Annotated in this window: 4 protein-coding genes; all 4 read left to right on the top strand. The window is 72.9% G+C overall.

All coding sequences use genetic code 11. The features are described from left to right. Positions 1 to 2 precede the first annotated feature (2 nt). From ACFXG1_RS07105 to ACFXG1_RS07090, 4 genes are read left to right on the top strand one after another with little or no spacing between them, the layout of a single operon-like run. Positions 3 to 8,672, top strand: coding sequence for an amino acid adenylation domain-containing protein (locus ACFXG1_RS07105; protein ID WP_384741488.1), 8,670 nt, complete (start codon positions 3 to 5; stop codon positions 8,670 to 8,672). 5 nt (positions 8,673 to 8,677) lie between these two features. Beyond that, positions 8,678 to 17,584, top strand: a complete 8,907-nt coding sequence (locus tag ACFXG1_RS07100) for an amino acid adenylation domain-containing protein (protein WP_384741486.1) — start codon at positions 8,678 to 8,680, stop codon at positions 17,582 to 17,584. 5 nt (positions 17,585 to 17,589) lie between these two features. Then, positions 17,590 to 21,447 (top strand): amino acid adenylation domain-containing protein, encoded by a 3,858-nt coding sequence (locus ACFXG1_RS07095; RefSeq protein ID WP_384741484.1) that lies wholly within the window; start codon positions 17,590 to 17,592, stop codon positions 21,445 to 21,447. Next, entirely contained in the window at positions 21,444 to 22,178 is a 735-nt protein-coding gene (locus ACFXG1_RS07090) for a thioesterase II family protein (protein ID WP_384723199.1), read from the top strand. Before ACFXG1_RS07095 ends, ACFXG1_RS07090 begins: the two co-directional genes overlap by 4 nt. Positions 22,179 to 22,292: the final 114 nt, after the last annotated feature.

The following is a 22,292-nucleotide window of genomic DNA, read 5'->3' as shown; positions in this document are numbered from 1 at the left end:
CGATGATCCCGTTGTCGTTCGCGCAGCGCCGGCTGTGGTTCATGGACCGGCTCGAAGGCCCGTCGCCGACGTACAACGGCGCTTTCGCCCTCCGGCTCGGCGGTGAACTGGACGCGGGCGCGCTGGAGGCCGCGCTCCGCGACGTCGTCGACCGGCACGAGGTGCTCCGCACCGTGATCGTCGAGGACGCCGGCGGCGTACCGCACCAGCGGGTACTGCCCATCGGCGAGCGGCCGTTCCGGCTGCCGGTCGTCCCCGTCGCGGAGGACGACGAAGCCGCGGCCGTCGACGAGGCGGCCACCGCGACCTTCGATCTCGCCGCCGACATCCCCGTCCGCGCGGTCCTGCTGAGCCGCGGGCCCGCCGAGCACACCCTGGTCCTGGTGATGCACCACATCGCCGTCGACGGGGAGTCCTTCGCACCGCTGTTCCGCGATCTCATCACCGCCTACACGGCCCGCAGGGACGGCGCCGCCCCGGTCTGGGAGCCGCTGCCGGTGCAGTACGCGGACTACACGCTCTGGCAGCGCGACGTCCTCGGCGACGAGACCGACCCGGAGAGCCTCGCCGCCGGGCAGCTGGAGTACTGGCGGCACACCCTCGCCGGCCTGGCGCAGCCGCTGGCCGTCCCCACCGACCGCCCGCGCCCCAGGGCGATGAGCCACCGGGGCGACGTGGTCCGCTTCACCGTCGATCCCGGGGCGCTCCGGGCCGTGGAGGAGCTGGCCGCCCGGGCCGACACCACGGTCTCGATGGTGATGCACTCCGCCCTGGCGGTGCTCCTGCACCATCTGGGCTGCGGCGACGACATCCCGATCGGCGCGCCGATCGCGGGCCGGACCGACGAGGAGCTGAGGGATCTCGTCGGCTTCTTCGTCAATACCTGGGTCCTCCGGGTCGACCTCGCCGGACATCCGACCTTCCGCCAGGTGCTGGGGCGGGTACGGGACCGGGCCCTCGCCGCCTACGACAACCAGGATCTGCCGTTCGAGCGGCTGGTGGAGCTGCTGAACCCGGACCGGTCCACCGCGTACAACCCGTTCTTCCAGGTGATGCTCGCCTGGCAGCCGCCCGTACCCGCGGCGGAGTTCCCCGGCCTCGACGCCCGCTCGGAGCGGCTGGAGACCGGGACCGCCAAGTTCGACCTCTTCTTCGATCTGCTCCCCGACGGCACGGGCGGGGCGGGCGGGCGGCTGGAGTACGCCACCGACCTCTTCGACCGGGCGACCGCCGAGGACATCGCCCACCGCTTCGTGCGGGTGCTGGGGCGGCTGGTGGCCGACCCCGAGCGGGTGATCGGCGCTCTCGACGTGCTCGACCCGGCCGAACGGGACCGGCTGCTCACCCGGTTCAACGACACCGCCGCCGAGACCTCCGGACAGACGGTGCCCGAAATCCTCGCGGCCCGGGCCGCCCGGTCACCGGAGGCCGCGGCGGTCGTCTGCGACGGCCGGACCCTGACCTACCGCCGGCTGGACGAACGGGCGGACGAGGTCGCCCGGGAGCTGGTCCGGCGCGGCGCCGGACCCGAGGACCTGGTGCTGCTGGCCCTGCCGCGGACCGAGGACCTGGTGGTGGGGCTGCTCGGGATCCTCAAGTCCGGGGCCGCCTATCTGCCGATGGACCCCCGCTACCTCGGCGGCCGGGCGGGCACCGTGCTGTCCGAGGCGAAGCCGCGGTTCGCCGTCACCGACACCGCGACCCGGCGCGAACTCCCCTACGACGACGGTGCGGACGACGGTGTCTCCACCGTCCTGCTCGACCGGCTCGCCGCCGAACCGCCGCCGGACCTCGCGGGGCCGGTCCCGCCGCCGCACCCCGACGGACTCGCGTATGTGATGTACACCTCCGGCTCCACCGGGCAGCCGAAGGGCGCGGCGATCACCCATCGCAATGTCGTCAACGGAGTACGGGAGCTGGTCCGGATCCTGGACACCCCGCCCGGCTGGCGGATCCAGGCCGGGACCTCCGTCAACTTCGACGTCTCGGTCTTCGAGCTGCTGACCACCCTCTCCACCGGCGGCACCGCCGAGATCGTGCCGGATCTGCCGGAGCTCGCCGAACGCGGCTCCTGGGACGGCCGGGTGATCAGCGCCGTCCCCTCGGTCCTCGGCGAGCTGGTGGACCAGCTGGCGAAGGCGTCCGACGTCCGTACCGTCGTCCTCGCCGGTGATGTGTTCCCCACCCGGCTGGTACGACAGCTGCGCCGGGCGCTGCCCGGGGCGCGGATCGTCAACTCGTACGGGCAGAGCGAGAGCTTCTACGCCACCGCCTACTCCCTCGGCCCGGCGGACGACTGCCCGGACGGCGACACCGTCCCCATCGGCACCCCCCTGGGCAATATGCGCGCCTATGTGCTGGGCCCCGGACTCGCCCCGGTGCCCCAGGGCGTGGTCGGCGAGTTGTACGTGGCCGGGATCTGCCTCGGCCGGGGCTATCACGGCCGCCCCGGCCTCACCGCCGAGCGCTATGCGGCGAACCCGTTCGGCCCCCCGGGCGACCGGATGTACCGTACCGGCGATCTGGCCCGCTGGAACGCCGCCGGGCAGCTGGAGTGCGTCGGCCGGGCCGACGACCAGGTCAAGGTCCGCGGCTTCCGGATCGGGACCGCGGAGGTCGAGGCGGCCGTCGCGGCCCACCCCGGGATCAGCCAGGCGGTGGTGATCAGCCGGGAGGCCCCCTCCGGCGGGCGGCGGCTCGTGGCCTATGTGGTGCACACCGGTGACGGCGCCGTCGGCGACGACGGCGCGGGCGGTATCGGCGATGTGTCGCATGTGCTGGCCGGTGCGTCCGCCGCCGAGCTGCGTACCTTCGTCGCGGCCCGGCTGCCCGACTACATGGTGCCGTCGGCCTTCGTCACCCTCGGCCGGCTGCCGCTCGGGCCGACCGGCAAGCTGGACCGCTCGGCGCTGCCCGAGCCGGAGTTCACGGGCGAGGTCTACCGGGCGCCCCGTACCGAGGCCGAACGGATCGTCACCGCCGTCTACGCCGATGTCCTCGGGGTGGACCGGGTCGGCGCCGACGACGACTTCTTCGCGGTCGGCGGGGACAGCCTGCGGTCGATCCAGGTGGTGGCCAGGGTCCGGGCCCGGGGCCTGGAGCTGACCACCCGGGAGGTCTTCGAATGCCGTACGGCGGCCCGGCTGGCCGAACTGGCCGCCGCCCGCGCGGACCGGACGCCCGGGCCCGTCGAGGACGAGGGCGGCGGTATCGGCCCGATGCCGCTGCCGCCGGTGGCCCGCCAGGTCTTCGAACACGGCGGCGGGGTGGACCGGTTCGCCATGTCGATGGTGCTGGAGCTGCCCGAGGGCATCGGGGCGGCCGGTCTCGCCGCCACCCTGGACGCCGTACTCGACCGGCACGATCTGCTGCGGGCCCGGCTGGTCCGCGACGGTGGTCTCTCCCTCGACATCCCCGCGGCGGGCTCCGTACGGGCGGCGGAGCTGATCCACCGGGTCCCCTGCGACGGCCGGTGGGACGAGCCGTCCCTGCTGGCGGCGGCCGGACGGGAGCTGGCCGACGCGACCGGACGGCTCGACCCGGAAGCCGGGACCATGGCGGCCTTCGTCTGGTTCGACGCCGCCCCCGGTCCTGGCCGACTGCTCGTGGTCCTGCACCATCTGGTGGTCGACGGCGTCTCCTGGCGGATCCTCCTGGCCGACCTCGCCGAGGCGTGGCGACGGGTCGCGGCCGGCCTGCCCCCCGAACCGGCCGCCATCGGAACTTCGGCCAGGCGATGGGCGGCGGCGCTGGAGACCGAGGCCCGCACCCCGGAGCGGACGGCGGAGCTGGCGTACTGGCGGGAGCTGCTGGAGACCCCGGAACCCCCGCTGGGCAGCCGGGCGTTCGACCCCGCGGTCGATCTGATGTCCACCGTCGACACCGTCCGGGTCAAGCTCTCCGCCGAGGTCACGGAGGCCGTACTGACCCGGCTCCCGGCGGCGTACCGCGCCACCGGGACCGATGTGCTGCTGGCCGCGCTCGCCCTCGCCGTCAACCGGTGGCGGGGCACGGACCGGCCCACCCTGGTACGGCTGGAGGGCCACGGCCGCGAGGAACACCTCCTGCCCGGCGCGGACCTCTCCCGGACCGTCGGCTGGTTCACCGCCATGTACCCGGCCCTGATCGACGTCGGCGGCGTGGACCCGGCCCGCGCGTCGGCGGGCGGACCCGAGGCGGGCCGAACGGTCAAACGGGTCAAGGAACAGCTCCGAGCCGTCCCCGACAAGGGCGTGGGCTACGGACTCCTGCGGTACCTCAACCCGGAGACCGCCCCGCGGCTCGCGGAGTGCCCGGTACCGCAGATCGGCTTCAACTACCTCGGCCGGATCTCCGGCACCGATGTGCCCGAGCAGCTCCGCGGGGACGGCTGGGGACCCGCGCCCTGGTCCACCGAGCTGGCTCCGGCGCCCGACCCGGACCTGCCCGCCCTCTCCGCGCTGGAGGTCGGCGCGGTCGCCGTGGACGCCCCCGGCGGCACCCGTCTCGAAGCGGCCTTCATGTTCCCCACCGGGCTGCTCTCCCGGGAGCGGACCATGGAGCTTGCCGCCCTCTGGGTCGAGGCGCTGCGCGGCATGACCGAGCACGCGGCCCGCCCCGGCACCGGCGGGCTGACCCCGTCGGACGCCCCGCTGGTCCGGGTCGGCCAGCCCGAGATCGAGGCATGGGAGGAGCGGTACGGCCCGCTCACCGCCGTCTGGCCGCAGGCCCCAGGACAGTCCGGGATCCAGTTCCAGGCCGCGGTCGCCGACGGCTCCTTCGACGTCTACCACATGCAGTTCGTGCTCCGGCTCTCCGGACAAGTCGACCCGGCGCGGATGCGCACGGCAGGGCAGGCCCTGCTCGACCGCCATCCCAATCTGCGCTCGGCGTTCCTCGCGGGCGCCGACGGCGACCCGGTCCAGGTCGTACCGGAACGCGTCGTCCTGCCCTGGCGGCACCTCGATCTCACCGGCCGGGACGAAGCCGCGCGGGACACGGCCCTCGAAACCGTCCTCGCCGAGGACCGGGCCGACCAGCTCGACCCCGCCCGGCCGCCGCTGTTCCGGCTGGCGCTGCTCAGCTACGGCCGGGACCGGGCAGCGCTCGTCCTCACGGCCCATCACACCGTCTTCGACGGCTGGTCGTCGCCCCTCGTGTTCAAGGATCTGATCCAGCTCTACTCCGGTGCCCAGGAGCCCGCCCCGGTCCGGAGCTACGGCGACTATCTGGCCTGGCTCTCGACCCGGGACCGGGCGGCGTCGGCCGCCCGCTGGAAGGCCGAGCTGGCCGGATTCGACCAGCCGGCCCTGGTGGCCCCGGACGCCCCCCTGCGGGAGAAGGCGTCCGCCCTCGGCCGGGTCGAGGTCCCCCTCTCGATCGACAAGGGCCGGGAGCTCGCCGGGCGGGCCGCGGAGCTGGGGATCACCCTCAACACCCTGGTCCAGGGCGCCTGGGGCATCCTGCTCGCCAAACTCACCGGACAGCCGGACGTGGTGTTCGGGGCCGCCGTCAACGGCCGGCCGGCCGATCTGCCCGGCTCGGACGAGATGGTCGGCCTCTTCGTCAACTCCCTCCCGATCCGGGTGTTCTGCCCGCCGGACCGGAGCGTGGCCGATGTCGTCACCGAACTCCAGGAGCGGCAGACCGCCCTGCTCGACCACCACTTCTACGGACTCGCCGACATCCAGCGCGACGTCGGCATGCCCGCCCTCTTCGACACGATGATCGCCTTCGAGAACTATCCGGTGGACCGGGAGGGCATCGTCGAGGCCAACGCATCGGCGGGCTTCACCATCGACGGCATCCGGCCGTTCGCCGGATCGCACTACCCGCTCAGCCTCAACGCGTCCGACCCCTATCTGCGGCTCTCCCTCGACTACCAGAACCATCTCTACGACCGGGCCGCCGCCGAGGCGATCGCCGCCCGGCTGGTCCGGGTACTGGAGCAGATCCGTACCGACCCGGCCGTCCCGGTCGGCGCCGTCGACGTCCTCACCGCCGGGGAACGGGCCTGGTCGCTCACCGGGGTCAACGACACCGCGCGCCCGCTCGCCGACGACACCCTGCCGGACGCCTTCGAGCGCCGGGCCGCGCAACGGCCCGACGACATCGCGGTGATCGCCGCGGGGAAGACCCTGACCTACGGGGAGCTGAACCGGCGGGCCAACCGTCTTGCGCACTGGCTGATCGAGCGCGGCGCCGGGCCCGAACGGCTGATCGCGGTACGCGTCCCCCGCTCCGCCGATCTGGTGATGGCGCTCCACGCCGTGGTCAAGTCGGGGGCGGCGTATCTCCCGGTGGGCACCGACCTCCCCGAGGGCCGGGTCCGGCAGATCCTCGACGACGCCGGGCCGCTGCTGGTCGTCGGCGAGGACCTGCCGGACACCACCGGGTACCCGGAGACGAACCCGGAACGCGCGCTCTCACCCGGCAACGCCGCCTATGTCATCCACACCTCCGGCTCCACCGGCCGCCCCAAGGGCGTCCAGGTGTCGCACCGGGCGATCGTCAACCGGCTGCGGTGGATGCAGCACGCCTACGGGCTGACCGCCGACGACCGGGTCCTCCAGAAGACCCCCTCGTCGTTCGACGTCTCGGTATGGGAGTTCTTCTGGCCGTCGGCCGAGGGCGCGGCCCTGGTCGTCGCCGATCCCGAAGGACACAAGGACCCCGCCTATCTGGCCCGGCTGATCACCGAACAGTCCGTCACCACCTGCCACTTCGTCCCCTCGATGCTCCAGGCGTTCCTGGCCGCTCCCGCTGCCGCCGGATGCGCCGGTGTCCTGCGCCGGGTGTTCAGCAGCGGTGAGGCCCTCACCCGGGAGACCGCCCGGGACTTCGCCCGCACCCTGCCCGGCGTCGGACTGCACAATCTGTACGGGCCCACCGAGGCGGCCGTCGACGTCACCCACCACACCTGCGACCCGGGGGACTCCGGTCCCGTACCGATCGGTGTACCGATCCACAACACCCGGGTCTACGTCCTGGACGCGGCGCTGCGACCGGTACCGCCCGGGGTCCCCGGAGAGCTGTATCTGGCCGGGACCGGTCTGGCGCGCGGCTATCTCGGGCAGGCCGCCCTGACCGCAGGCCGTTTCACCGCCTGCCCCTACGGCGAGCCCGGTACCCGGATGTACCGCACCGGTGATCTCGTACGGTGGGACCGGGCCGGACGGCTCGACTACCTCGGCCGTACCGACGCCCAGCTGAAGCTGCGCGGCTTCCGGATCGAACCGGCCGAGATCGAGGCAGTACTGACCCGTCATCCGGCGGTACGGCAGGCCGCGGTGATCGCCGGGACCGACGCCACCGGCGACCGGCAGCTCAGCGGCTACGCGGTGGTGGATCCCGAGACGGCCCCCGCGGTGGCACGCCGCCAGGCGCTCGCCCGGGCCGGCCGGCTCACCGGCGTCGAACTCCACGAACTGCCCAATGGAATGGTGGTGGCCGGCCGGAACAAGTCGAACATCACCTATCTGTACGACGAGATCTTCCGGCGCGGCGACTACGCCCGCGGCGGTATCACCGTCGCCGACGGCGCCCGGATCGTCGATATCGGCGGACACATCGGCATGTTCGCCCTCTGGGCCGGCTCCGTGGCGCGCGACATCCGGCTCTACGCCTGCGAGCCGATGCCGGAATCGGCCGCCTTCTACCGGCTCAACGCCGAACTCCACGGCCTCGACGCCGTGGTGACCGAGTACGGAGTCGCGGACACCGAGGGACGCGCCGCCTTCACCTACTACCCCGAGATGTCCCTGATGTCGGGCCGCTTCGCCGACGAGGCGACGGAACGGGAGACTTTGCGCCGGGTGATCGCCAACGAGCGCCGCACCGGCACCGAGACGGCTGTCGACGACGACGAACGGCTCACCGAGCTGCTCTCCGACCGGCTGGCCGGTACCCGGGTCGAGGTCGAACTGCGCACCGTCTCCCAGCTGATCCGGGAGCACGGACTCACCGGGATCGATCTGCTGAAGATCGACGCGGAGAAGAGCGAGCTGGCCGCCCTGCGCGGCATCGAACCCGACCACTGGCCGCTGATCCGGCAGATCGTGGCCGAGGTACACGACGTCGACAACCGGGTCGCGGTCGTCACCGAACTGCTGGAGAGCCGGGGCTTCCGGGTCACCGCGGAGACCCCGGAGGGCCTCGAAGGCACCGGAATGTCCCAGCTGTACGCCGTCCGGCCCGGCGGGAATACCCCGGCCCGGCCCCCCGCGGCCCCGGCGCCCGACCGCTGGCACACCCCCGACCAGCTCGCCCGCGAGCTACGGGCGGAGCTGGCCCGACAGCTCCCCGACTACATGGTCCCCGCCCATCTGACGATCCTCGACGCCCTGCCGCTGACCCCGAACGGCAAACTCGACCGGGCCGCGCTCCCCGCGCCCGACCGCACCCCGGCCACCGCCGGACGAGGGCCCCGCGACCATCACGAAGAGGTCCTCTGCCGGCTCTTCGCCGAACTGCTCGGCATCGACGATATCGGAATCGACACCGACTTCTTCGAAAGCGGCGGGCACTCCCTGCTGGCCACCCGGCTCATCGGGCGTATCCGCAACGAACTCCAGGTCGATGTGAAGGTCACCACGGTGTTCCGGAACCGGACCGTCGCCCGGCTGGCGGAGCAGATCAAGAAGCTGGCCACATCGAAACGCCCTCAGCTGCGACAGATGACCGTACAGGAGTAGCGTCGATGATCCCGTTGTCCTTTGCCCAGCGCCGGATGTGGATCCTTCACCGCATGGAAGGCCCGTCGGCGACCTACAACCAGCCGTTCGTCCTGCGCCTGGAAGGCGCGCTCGACACGGCCGCCCTGGCCGCCGCGGTGACGGACGTCGTCACCCGGCACGAGACGCTGCGCACCCTGGTCGCCGAGGATCCGGACGGCACCCCGGAACAGCGGATCCTCGGCCCGGCCGAGTCCGAGCCGCTGTTCCGGGTGGTCGATGTGCCGCCGGAGACGGTGGACGCCGCCGTCCACGAGGCCGCCCGTGAGGTCTTCGACCTGCTGACGCAACCACCTCTGCGGACGACCGTGTTCCGGACCGGAGACCGGGACCATGTGGTGGCCTTCGTCTTCCACCACATCGCCGCGGACGGCGCGTCGATGGCGCCCTTCCTGCGGGATCTGATGACGGCCTACGAGGCCCGCCACCGGGGACGGGCACCGGACTGGACCCCGCTCGCGGTCCAGTACAAGGACTACACGCTCTGGCAGCGTCAGCTGCTGGGCGACGAAGCCGACCCGGAGAGCGTCGCCGCCGCACAGCTCGTCCACTGGCGGAACGAGCTGACCGGCGTACCGCAGCCGCTGCAACTCCCCCTCGACCGTCCCCGGCCCCCGGTCGCCGGTCACCACGGCGGCGCCGTCCCCTTCGAACTGGCCCCCGAACTCCTGGCCCGGCTGCAGAAACTCGCCGTCGACCGCGGCGCCACGGCCCCCATGGTGGCCCAGGCAGCCCTCGCGGTCCTGCTGAACAAACTGGGCGCGGGCGACGATGTGACCATCGGCAGCCCGATCGAGGGACGCGCCGACGAACAGCTCGACGATCTGATCGGCTTCTTCGTCAATACCTGGGTACTCCGCGCCGACCTGAGCCGGAACCCGGCCTTCGGCGAACTCCTGGAACAGATCCGGGAGAAGGCCCTCGCCGCCTACGACAACCAGGACATCCCCTTCGAACGCCTGGTGGAGCTGCTCAACCCGGACCGCTCCACCGCCTACCAGCCCCTCTTCCAGACCGCGCTGGGCTGGCAGTTCGTCTGGCCCGAGATCACGATGCCCGGCCTGCGGGTCACCCCCGTACCGGCGAGCACCGGCACCGCCAAGTTCGACCTCTTCTTCAACATCGTGCCGAACGCGACCGGTGGCGCCCACGGGCTGCTGGAGTACGCGACGGAACTCTTCGACCACACCACCGCCACCGGCTTCGTCGACCGGTTCATCCGCGTCCTGGAGCAGGTACTGGACGACCCGGACGTACCGGTCGCCGCGATCGACGTCCTCTCCGCGGGCGAACGCGACCGGCTCCTCCATACCGTCAACGACACCGCCCACCCGGTCGCCGGAAGCACCCTCCCCGACGCCTTCGAGGAGCGGGTACGGAACGACCCCGCCGCCGTCGCTTTGATCGGTGACGCCGAGACCCTGAGCTACGACGAGTTCAACCGGCGGGCCAACCGGCTGGCGCACTGGCTCGTCGAGCACGGCGCGGGCCCGGAACAGCTGGTGATGATACGGCTCCCGCGTTCGGTGGAGCTGATGGTGGCGATCTACGCGGTACTCAAGACCGGCGCCGCCTATCTGCCGGTGGCCCCCGAACTCCCCCCGGACCGGGTGCGCTATCTGGTGGACGACGCCCGGCCGCTGCTCGTCGTCGAGGACACCCTGCCGGACACCTCCGGACACCCGTCGGAGAACCCGGAACGCGCCCTCTCACCCGACAACACCGCCTATGTCATCTACACCTCCGGCTCCACCGGGGCACCCAAGGGCGTTCAGATCTCGCACCGCTCCGCACTGAACATGCTGGCCTGGCGCGCGGCCCGATTCGGAATCGGCCCCGGGGACCGCACCCTGATGAGCTCATCCGTGAGCTTCGACGCCCTGGTCCCGGAAGCCTTCACCGGACCGCTGACCGGGGCGGCCGTGGTGATCGCCCGCCCCGACGGCCGGCGCGACCCCGGCTATCTCGCCGGACTGATCCGGCGGACGGGGGTCACCGGAGCTTTCTTCGTCCCCTCCCTGCTGGAAGCCTTCGTCGCCGAACCCGCGGCGGCCCGGTGCACCACCCTGCGCTGGCTGGAGGCCGGCGGCGAGGCGTTCCCCGCCGACCTCGCCAACCGGGCCGCCGCGCTCCTGCCGGGGTGCGAGATCCACAACCTCTACGGCCCCACCGAGGCCGCGGTCGAGGTCACGGCGGCCCGCCACACCCCCGGCGCGGACCGGCTGCCGATCGGCGCCCCCGCCTGGAACACCCGGCTGTACGTACTCGACACGGCACTGCGCCCGGTCGCGCCCGGGGTCGCCGGTGAGCTGTACCTCGCCGGTACCGGCCTGGCCCGGGCCTATCTGGGGCGGCGGGCCCTGACCGCGAACCGGTTCACCGCCTGTCCCTACGGCGAGCCCGGCACCCGGATGTACCGCACCGGCGACCTGGTCCGCTGGACCCGCGACGGCCAGGTCGAATACCTCGGAAGGACCGACGTCCAGATCAAGATCCGCGGCTTCCGGATCGAACCCGGCGAGATCGAGCACGTCCTCGCGGAACATCCCGGAGTGGCCCAGGCAGCGGTCGTGGTGGGAAAGACCCCCCAGGGCGACAAACGCCTGGTGGGATATGTGGTGCCCGCACCGGACACCGCGGCGGCCGACGCCGGGGCCCAGGTGGACGAATGGCGGGACCTCTACGACGACACCTACGCCGACCCCGGCGACGCGGAACTCGGCGAGGACTTCCGGGGCTGGAACTCCAGCTACACCGGTGAACCCATCCCCCTCGACGAGATGCGGGAGTGGCAGGACGCCGCGGTGACCCGGATCCTCCGGTTCGCGCCCCGCCGGATCCTGGAGATCGGCGTGGGCTCCGGCCTCCTCCTCGGCCGGATCGCCGACCGGGTCGACGAGTACTGGGGCACCGATATCTCGGCCCCGGTGGTGGCCCGGGTCAGGGCCCAGGCCGACCGGGCCGGACACGGCGACCGCGTCCAGCTTCTCGCCCGGCCCGCCGACGACGTCTCCGGACTGCCCGCCGGCCGGTTCGACACCGTCGTCATCAACTCCGTGGTCCAGTACTTCCCCGACACCGGCTATCTGGACCGGGTACTGCGCCGGGCGATGGAGCTGCTCGCCCCGGACGGCCGGATCGTCGTCGGCGACGTACGCAACGCCACCACCCGCCAACTGATGCATACCGCGATCCAGCGCGCCGCCCACCCCCACGCCTCCGACGAGGAACTGCGGACCCTGGTCACCCGGGAGCTGCTGGCCGAACGGGAACTCGTCATCGCCCCCGAATGGTTCACCGAATGGGCGGCGGAGCACTCGGCGGCCGTCGACATCCGGCTCAAGCCCGGCCGGGCCCACAACGAACTGACCCGGCACCGCTACGAGATCGTCCTCCACAAACGCCCCGCCGACGTCCTGGACCTGACCGGGATACCCGCCGTGCCCTGGACCGGACGCCTCGGCGACCTCACCCCCCGCGCCGAAGGGCCGGTCCGGGTCACCGGTATCCCCAACGCCCGGCTGACCGGGGAAGCCGCCCTCACCGCCGCCGCCGGACTGCTCGACCGGACACCCCCGCCCGGCACCCCCGTCGACCCGGAGGACCTCGTCCGGCACATCGAAGGGCACGGCGGTGAGGCCGTGCTCACCTGGTCCGGCGAGGACGCCCGCTGCTACGACGCCGTACTGCTGCCCGAACCGCGACAGGTCTCCAACAGTTACGTCCCCGGCGGCCCGCCCGGGCGGCCCCGCGCCAACGCCCCCGTACTCGCCCGGTCGATCGGCCCGCTGCTCGGCGAGATCTCTGCCCATCTGCGGGCCAGGCTCCCCGACTACATGGTCCCCGCCGCGCTGGTACCGCTCGCGGAGCTGCCGCTCACCCCCAACGGAAAGCTCAACCACCGGGCCCTGCCCGCACCCGACCTCACCGGGGCGTCGACCGGCCGGGCCCCGCGCGACTGGCGGGAGGAGACCCTGAGCGCCCTCTTCGCCGAGGTGCTCGGCATGGAGAGCGTCGGTATCGACAACGACTTCTTCGCCGCCGGCGGCGACAGCATCCGCTCCATCCAGGTCGTCGCCCGGGCCAGGGCCCGCGGCATCGAGGTCAGCACCCGGGAGATCTTCGAACACCGGACGGTCGCCCGGCTCGCCGAGGTCGCCCAGGTCCGCGCGGCGGAACGCCCCGTCCTGGCGGAGCTGCCGGGCGGCGGCACCGGATGGGCGCCCCTGCTGCCGACGGCGAGCCATGTCCTCGGCCTCGGCGGCGGGATCGGCAGACTCTGCATGTCCGGACTGCTGACCCTGCCCGACGACATCGACCGGGCCGGACTCCTGGCCACCGTACAGACCCTGCTGGACCGGCACGACGTCCTCCGCTCCCGGCTCGACCGGGAACGGCCCGGCTGGTGGATCGAACCGCCCGGCGGCACGACCGCCCACACCCTGCTGCGCGAGGTCCCGTACGACGGCACCGACGTCCAGGCCGAACTGGACGCCGCCGCGGACCGGCTGGACCCGGATACCGGCGTGATGGCGCAATTCGTCCACCTCACCTCCGCCACCGGCCCCGACCGGCTGCTGATCGTGCTGCACCACCTCGTCGTCGACGGCGTGTCGTGGCGGATCCTGATCCCGGACCTCGTCGCCGCCTGGCAGCGGATCCGCGACGGCCGTCCCCCGGCACCGGCGACCGGGCCCGGCACCTCGTTCCGCCGCTGGGCGCACGCCCTGGCCGAGGCCGCCCCGACCCCGGAGCTGACGGCGCAACTGCCCGGATGGCAGAAGATCCTGCGGACCGGCGAACCCGTACTCGGCACCCGGCCGCTCGACCCGGCGCGGGACGTCGCCGCCACCGCGGACACCGTACGGGTCCGGGTACCGGCCGACGTGACCAGAACCGTACTGAACACCCTGCCCGCCGTCTTCCGCGGCCGTCCCGACGACGGACTGCTGACCGCCCTGGCCCTGGCCCTCGCCCAGTGGCGCCGCGCCCGGGGCATCCCCGACGCCCCGGCCCTGATCCGGCTGGAGGGACACGGCCGGGACGAGGACGCCGTCCCCGGCGCCGATCTGTCGCACACGGCCGGCTGGTTCACCGCGATGTACCCGGTACGGCTGGACGTCACCGGTATCGACCCGGCCGCCGCGCTCGACGGCGGACCGGCCGCGGGCCGGGCGGTCAAGGCCGTCAAGGAGCAGCTGCGGGCCGTGCCCGGCAGCGGGATCGGCTACGGCCTGCTCCGCCGGCTCAACCCGGAGACCGCCGCCGTCCTGGCCGGGGAGCCGGAACCGCAGATCGGCTTCAACTACCTCGGCCGGGCGTCCGGCGCCGACATCCCCGAGGAGCTCCGCGGCCTCGGCTGGGCACCGGACCTCGCGGGCCCGGAACTGATCGCCGCGCCCGACGCGGACCTGCCCGTACTGTCGGCACTGGAGATCAACGCGGTGGCCGCCGACACCGGCGAAGGCGACGAGCTGACCGCCTGGTTCGGCTACGCCACCGGGGTGCTCACCCGGGACGACGTGACCGAACTGGCGGAGCTGTGGGTCCGGGCCCTGACCGCCCTGGCCCGGCACGCCGCAACCCCCGACGCCGGGGGACTGACCCCCGCGGACGCGCCCTTGGTCCCGGTGGGCCAGCCGGAGATCGACACCTGGGAGGAGCGGTACGGCCCGCTGGCCGAGATCTGGCCGGTGACCCCGGCCCAGTCCGGGATCCTCTTCCACTCGATGCTGGCCGGATCCGGCTTCGACGCCTACCACGTCCAACTCGTCTTCCAGCTCTCCGGCACCGTCGACCCGGAGCGGATGCGGCGGGCCGGCCAGGCCCTGCTGGAGCGGCACGACAACCTCCGGGCGGCCTTCGCCGACCGGGCGGGCGGCGATGTCGTCCAGCTGATCCCGGCGGGCGGGGTGACCCTGCCCTGGCGGTATCTCGATCTCACCGGACACGGCGAAGCCGACCGCACCGAACTCTTCGAACGGTTCCTCACCGAGGACCGCGCCGCCCACTTCGACCCCGCCGTACCGCCGCTCGTCCGGCTCGCCCTCGTGGTGCCCGAACCCGGCCGGGCCGAACTCGTCCTCACCGTCCACCACACCCTCTCCGACGGCTGGTCGTCGCCCCTGCTGATGCGGGACCTCCTGCTGCTCTACGCCTCCCACGGCGACGCCACCGGACTGCCCGCCACCCGCGGCTTCGGCGACTTCCTCGCCTGGCGGGCCCGGCAGGACCAGGACGCGTCGGCCCGGGCCTGGGCGGCCGAACTGGCCGGAGTCGCCGAACCGGCCCCGCTCGCCCCGGGAACCGGCGACGGCCACGGCCTCGACCAGGTCGAGATCGAGCTGCCGCACGCACTGTCCGGCACCCTCAACCGGTACGCCGCCGACCGGGGCATCACCGTCAACACCCTGGTCCAGGGCGCCTGGGCACTCCTGCTCGGCCAGCTCACCGGCAGCCGGGACGTGGTGTTCGGCGCCACAGTCTCCGGCCGCCCGCCCGCCGTCCCCGACGTCGAGTCGATGGTCGGGATGTTCATCAACACCCTTCCCGTACGGGTGGAGTACGCGCCCGGCGACACCTTCGCCGAACTGGCCGGCCGCCTCCAGCGCCGCCAGGCCGGACTCCAGGAACACCACTACTACGGGCTCACCGAGATCCAGCGGGCGGCGGGCCGCCAGAGCCTCTTCGATACCCTGGTCGTCTTCGAGTCCTACCCGGTCGACCGCGAGGGCATCGGCGCCGCCGGCGCGGCCGCGGACGGTATCGCCTTCACCGGCCTGCGCCCCTCCAACGGCACCCACTATCCGCTGGCCCTGATGGCGGCCGCCGATCCGCATCTCCACTTCCTGCTCCAGTACGCGCCCGGCGCCTTCGACCACGCGACCGTGGAGGCGTACGCGGAACGGTTCGTACGCATCCTGGAACAGCTCGCGGCCGCCCCCGACCAGCCGGTCGGCCGGTTCGACCTCCTCGACCCGGCCGAACGCCACCGGCTGCTGGTCCGCCTCAACGACACGGCCGCCCCCACCCCGGACACCACGGTCGACGGGCTCGTCGAGGCCCAGGCGGCCCGGACCCCGGACGCGATCGCCCTGGTCGCCGGAGCCGAGACGGTCACCTACCGCGAACTGGACGCCCGGGCGGACCGGCTGGCCCGCGCCCTGACCGGACTCGGGGTGGGACCGGAGTCACTGGTAGCGGTCTCCCTGCCGAGGACGGCCGAGCTGGTGGTGGCCCTGCTGGCGGTGGTGAAGGCGGGCGGCGCCTATCTGCCCGTCGACCCCGGCTACCCCGGCCACCGTACGGCCGATGTCCTGGCCGAGGCCCGGCCGTGCCTCGTCCTCACCGACTCCGCGACGGCCCGGCTGCTGCCGGAGCACGACGCGCCGGACGTCCACCTCGACACCCTCGGCCCGGCCGGGGACACCGGCGGCCCCCGCCGCCCGCCCCACCCCGGACAGCTCGCCTATGTGATGTACACCTCCGGCTCCACGGGGCGGCCCAAAGGCGTCGCCATCACCCACGCCAATGTGGTCAACGGCGTACTGCGGCTCGCCTCCCGGCTGGACATGGCACCCGGCGACCGGCTGCTCGCGGGCACCTCGGTCAACTTCGACGTCTCGGTCTTCGAGATCTTCACGACCCTCGCCACCGGCGGCACCGTGGAACTGGTCCAGGACGTCCTGGTCCTCGGCGGCCGGCAGGGCTGGAGCGGCGATGTGATCTCCACCGTGCCGTCCGCCTTCGCCGAACTCGTCGACGACATCTCGGACCGTACGCGGGTGGGGACGGTGGTCTTCGCCGGTGAGGCCCTGCCCCCGGCGCTGGTCGAACGGGTCCGGGCCGCCTTCCCCGGCGTACGGATCGTCAACGCCTACGGACAGAGCGAGTCGTTCTACGCCACCACCCACACCGTCGACGGCGAACCGCGGGACCGGCCCGGCGGTGTACCCGTCGGCACCCCGCTCGGCAATATGCGGACCTATGTCCTCGGCCCCGGCCTGGTCCCCGTCCCACCGGGCGCCGTCGGTGAGCTGTACGTCGGCGGGAACGTGGGCCGCGGCTACCAGGACCGGTCGGCCCCGACCGCCGAACGCTTCGTCGCCGACCCCTTCGGCCCGGCCGGAGCCCGGATGTACCGCACCGGCGATCTGGCCCGGGTCAACGCCGACGGCGAACTGGAGTACACCGGGCGGGGGGACGCGCAGATCAAGATCCGCGGATTCCGGGTCGAACCCGCCGAGGTCGAGGCCGCGCTCACCGCGCACCCCGGGATCGCCAGGGCCGCCGTCATCGCCCGTACCGCACCCGGCGACGGCACCGGCACCCGGCTGATCGCCTATGCCGTGCCCGCGGATCCCGCCACCGGGACGGAGGAGACCGGAACGGAGACCCGGACGGAGACCCGTACCGGCCCTGAAACGGGTACGGCGGCCGGCGCGGGACCGGCGGAACTGCGCGCCTTCGTCGCGGCGAGACTGCCCGACTTCATGGTGCCCTCCGCCGTCGTCCTGCTCGACCGGCTGCCACTCGCCCCCAACGGCAAACTGGACCGGGCCGCGTTGCCCGAGCCGGAGTACACCGGTACCGCCTACCGGGCCCCCGGCACCCCCCGGGAGGAGGTCCTGACCGCACTCTTCGCCGAGGTACTCGGAGTGGACCGGGTCGGTGCCGACGACGGCTTCTTCGCCCTCGGCGGGCACTCCCTGCTCGCCACCCGGCTGATCAGCCGGGCTCGGGCCGAGCTGGCGATCGAGATCCCCATCCGCAAGGTCTTCGACCTGCCGACCGTGGCCGCGCTCGCCGCGTGGACCGAGGAGTCGGCCGCCCCCCGCCGGCCCGGCCTGCGCAAGATGTTCGCAGAGGAGTAGAGGCGATGATTCCGCTTTCGTACGCACAGCGCCGTATGTGGCTACTGCACCAGATGGAGGGCGGGTCGGAGAACTGGAACATGCCCGCCGCGTTCCGGCTCACCGGCCCCCTGGACCGGGCCGCGCTCACTGCGGCGATCCGCGATGTGGTCGACCGGCACGAGATCCTCCGCACCGTCTACGGCACGACCGACGACGGCACACTCCACCAGCGGATCCTGCCGACGGCCGAGGGCGCGCCCGATGTGCCGCTGACCGATATCGCGCCCGGCGACGTGGCGGGCGCGGTCGCCGACGCCGTCGCGTACCGCTTCGATCTGGCCGCCGAACCCCCGGTCCGGGCGAGCCTGTTCCGCTGTTCGCCCCGGGAGCACGTCCTCGTCCTCGTCGTCCACCACATCGCCACGGACGGCGCGTCCGGCGCCCCGCTCGCCCGCGATCTCGCGACCGCCTACACCGCGCGCCGCGAAGGCCGGGCCCCGCGGTGGGAGCCGCTGCCCGTGCAGTACAAGGACTACACGATGTGGCAGCGCGAGGTACTCGGCGACAGCACCGACCCGGAGAGCCTCGCCGCCACCCAGATCCGCTACTGGCGCGAGGAACTCGCCGATGTGCCGCAGCCGCTGAATCTGCCCCTGGACCGCCCCAGGCCCGCGGAGTCCAGCGGGCGGGGCGCCACGGTCGACCTCGTGGTGGAGCCCGCGGTGACGGCCGCACTCCAGCGGCTGGCCGACGAACGCGGGGCGACCCTGTCCATGGTGCTGCACGCCGCGCTGGCCGTGCTGCTGCGCAAGCTCGGCGCCGGGGACGATGTGACGATCGGCAGCTCCATCGCCGGGCGCACCGACGAGGCGCTCGCCGATCTGGTCGGCTTCTTCGTCAACACCCAGGTCCTGCGGATCGGACTCGCCGGCGACCCCGCCTTCACCGAACTGCTCGCCCAGGTCAGGAACAAGGCACTCGCGGCCTACGAACACCAGGACGTCCCGTTCGATCTGCTGGTCGAGGCGATCAACCCGGTGCGCTCCGCCGCGTACCAACCGCTCTTCCAGGTGATGCTCGGGCTGCAGAACTACGCCCGGCCGGAGCTGGAACTCGCCGGGCTCACCCTGGAGGTCGAACCGGCCGCCCCGACGGCCTCCAAGGTCGATCTGTTCTTCAATCTGGCCGCGGACGGTTCGGGTGCGCTCCGGGGCGACGTCCTGTACGCGACCGATCTGTTCGACCGGGAGACGGTCGAGGCCGTCGCCGCCAGGTTCGTCCGGGTCCTGACCGGGATCGCCGCCGAGCCGGGACTGCGCGCCGGGGACGCCGACATCCTCCTCCCCGGCGAGCGTCGGCAGCTGCTGGAGGAGGCGAACGGCACCGCCGAGCCCGTCCCGGACGATGCCCTCACCGAGGCCGTACGGGACCGGGCCGCGACGGCCCCCGACGCGCCCGCCGTCATCGCCGGGGACGACTCCCTCACCTACCGGGAACTGGACACCCGGTCCAATCGGCTGGCGCACTGGCTGGCCGAACGGGGCGTCACCGCGGAGACCCGGGTCGCGGTACGGCTGCCCCGGACCGTGGAGCTGGTGGTGGCGCTGCTCGCGGTGGTGAAGGCCGGGGGAACCGCCGTACCGATGGACCCGGACGATCCGCCCCACCGGACCGCAGCACTGAACCACGACGCGGACACCCGCGTCGAACTGGACGCCGCCACCCTCGGCGGCGCCGACCTCGCGGGGTATCCGGACACGGCACCGGAGCCCGCGGTCCGCCCCGGGAACGCCCAGTACATCGGCTATGTCCCGGGCCCCGACGGGACACCGAGGGGCGTGGTGGTCACCCGTGGCGCGGTGGCGAACTTCCTGGCGACCACGGCCCGCCGGTTCCCGCTGGCGCCCGGGGACCGGATGCTCTTCGGGACGACGGCGGCGTCCGACACCGCCGAGACCGAGCTGTATCTGCCCCTGCTCACCGGCGCGACCGTCGTCCTGGCGGACCGGGCCACGCTCACCGATCCCGCCGCGGCGGCGGCCCTGATCCGCCGCCACCGGGTGACCGCGGTCCGGGCGACCACCGCCTTCTGGCGGACCCTGCTGCGCCACGAACCGCATGCCGCGAAGGATCTGCGGATCGTCATCGGGGACGACACCCTGCCGGCCGGGCTGGCGAGGACCCTGACGAAACAGGCCGCCGAGGTGCACCGGGTCCACGGCCCGGCCGAGACGGCGGGCTGGTGCGCCGGGGCGCGGCTGAAGGTGGGGGCCGGGACCCCGATCGGGACCCCGGCCGGGAACACCCGGGTCTATGTGCTCGACGGACGGCTGCGTCCGGTACCGCGCGGGGTGCCCGGTGAGCTGTACGTCGCCGGTGCCGGGGTGGGCCGCGGCTACCACGGCCGGCCGGGGCCGACCGCCGAGCGCTATCCGGCCTGCCCGTTCGGACCGCCGGGCGCCCGGATGTACCGCACCGGAGACCTGGTGCGTTGGGACGCCGGCGGTCGGCTCGAACATCTGGGTCGGACGGACCGGCAACGCCGGATCCAGGGCTTCCGGATCGAGCCGGGGGAAATCGAGAGGGCCCTGACCGCACACCCCGGGGTGGCCCGGGCGGCGGCCGTCGTACGGGAGGACCGGGACGGCGCAGGGCGCGTCGTGGCCTATGTCGTCCCCGGGTCCGTGCCCGTGCCCGTCCCCGGCCCCAGTCCCGACCCCGTCCCCGGGGACGCGGCGGACGACGCCGCAACCCGGACGCTCCTCGCCGAACTCCCCGGCCACCTGCGGGACCACCTCCCCGAACCCATGGTGCCTTCGGTGCTGATCCCGCTGCGGGAGCTGCCGCTCACCCCGGCCGGCGAGCCCGACCCGGGCGCCCTGCCGGCCGAGGAGACCGGTACCGGTACCGGGACCGGCCGGGGGCCCCGCAACTCGCACGAGGAGAAGATGTGCGCCCTCTTCCGTGAGCTGCTCGATGTCGAGAGCGTCGGGATCGACGACGACTTCTTCGAGCTGGGCGGGCACTCCCTGCTGGCCACACGGCTCAGCGCCCGGATCGCCGACGAGTTCGATCTGGACCTGCCCCTGCGGACGATCATCAAGTACCCCACGGTGGCCGAGCTGTCCGCGCTGATGCTCATCAGCACACCCGAGCAGCTCTCCGACCCGTTCGCGGTCGTCCTGCCGCTGAACAACGACCCCGGTACGGGCAAGGAACCGCTGTGGTTCCTCCACGGGGGAGGCGGACTCGGCTGGGCCTTCTTCAGCTTTGTGCTGCACGTCCGGGACCGGGCGGCCTACACGCTGCAGTCCCGCGGCTGGAACGGTGTGGACGCCCTGGCGGCGTCGGTACCGGAGATGATCGAGGACTACGTCGACGAGATGGTGAAGATCCAGCCCGACGGGCCGTTCCATCTGGTCGGCTGGTCCTACGGCGGTACGGTCGTCCAGGCCGTCGCCGAGGCCATCGACCGGCGGGGGCGCGAGATCTCCTTCGTGGCCGTACTGGACTCCCAGCCGGGCGGAGAATACTTCAGAAAGATCCATACCGGAAGAACGGTCTCGGACTACCGGGAAGAACTCGAAGAACACTTCGGCGAGTACATGGGTACCGAGAACCGGAAACAACTGGTCGACACCATGTCGAGAATCCTGGCCAACAACGCCGCCATCATGTCCGACTTTGAATCGCCGGTCTACCGGGGCGATGTGCTCTTCTTCAATGCCACACTGGAGGAGAACACCTATGCGCATCTGTGGCGGCCGTATGTCGGAGGCATCATCGAGGTCCACGATGTACGCGCCGTCCATCATGAACTCCATATGCCGGGACCCGTGGCCGAAATCATGGAGGTCGTCAACCGGAAGCTGGGGACATGACCGGACGGGAGAACCCTGAAATCCCATCGGCGGATCGGACGGCGCTGCTCTGCGTACCGTTCGCCGGGGCGGGCGCGTCGTTCTTCCACCCCTGGCGGGCGTGGTCCGCCGGCCGGTGGCGGGTGGTGCCGTTCGAACTGCCCGGCCGGGAGCGGCGGATGCTGGAGACCCCCTACCGGAAGGCCACCGAGGCCGCCGGGGCGGAGGCCGCCGGTATCGCCGCGACCCTGGGCGAGGGGGCCGGGGCCGTACTGTTCGGGCACAGCCTCGGCGCGGTACTCGCCTTTGAGCTGACCCGTCTGCTGAGCGCCCGCGGGATCCGGATCGAACTCCTGGTCGTCAGCGGTTCGCCGGGGCCGTGGACCCAGCGCGAGCGACGGGCCACCGGCCTCCCCGACGAGGAGTTCCTGGCCCGGGTCGAGGAGTTCGCCGGATTCCGGCACGCGGCCCTGGACCATCCGGAGATGCGGGAGCTGATACTGCCCGTACTGCGGGCCGACTGCGAGATGCACGAGAACTACGTCCCCGACTCCGGCGAACCCGTACCGGTACCGATCTGCTCGCTCCGCGGCGCCTCCGACGGGCTGGTGACCGCCGACGAGGCGCGCCAGTGGCGGGACGCGACCACGGCCGGCTTCCGCTACCGGGAGCTGCCCGGCGATCATATGTATCTGGTCGACCGGGGCCGCGACGTGCTCGATGTGATCGCGGCGGAGTCCGCCCCCGGATGACGCCACGGCGCCCTGGCCACTGCGCCTCGGCCACGGCGCCCCGCCCCCGCGCCCCGGCCGCGGCGCCCCGGCCACGGCGCTGTCCCGTCAGCGGGACAGCGCCACCGGGCCCGG

Source organism: Streptomyces sp. NPDC059248, assembly GCF_042753905.1.
GTDB lineage: Bacteria > Actinomycetota > Actinomycetes > Streptomycetales > Streptomycetaceae > Streptomyces.
This window is presented reverse-complemented; position numbering and strand designations above follow the sequence as displayed.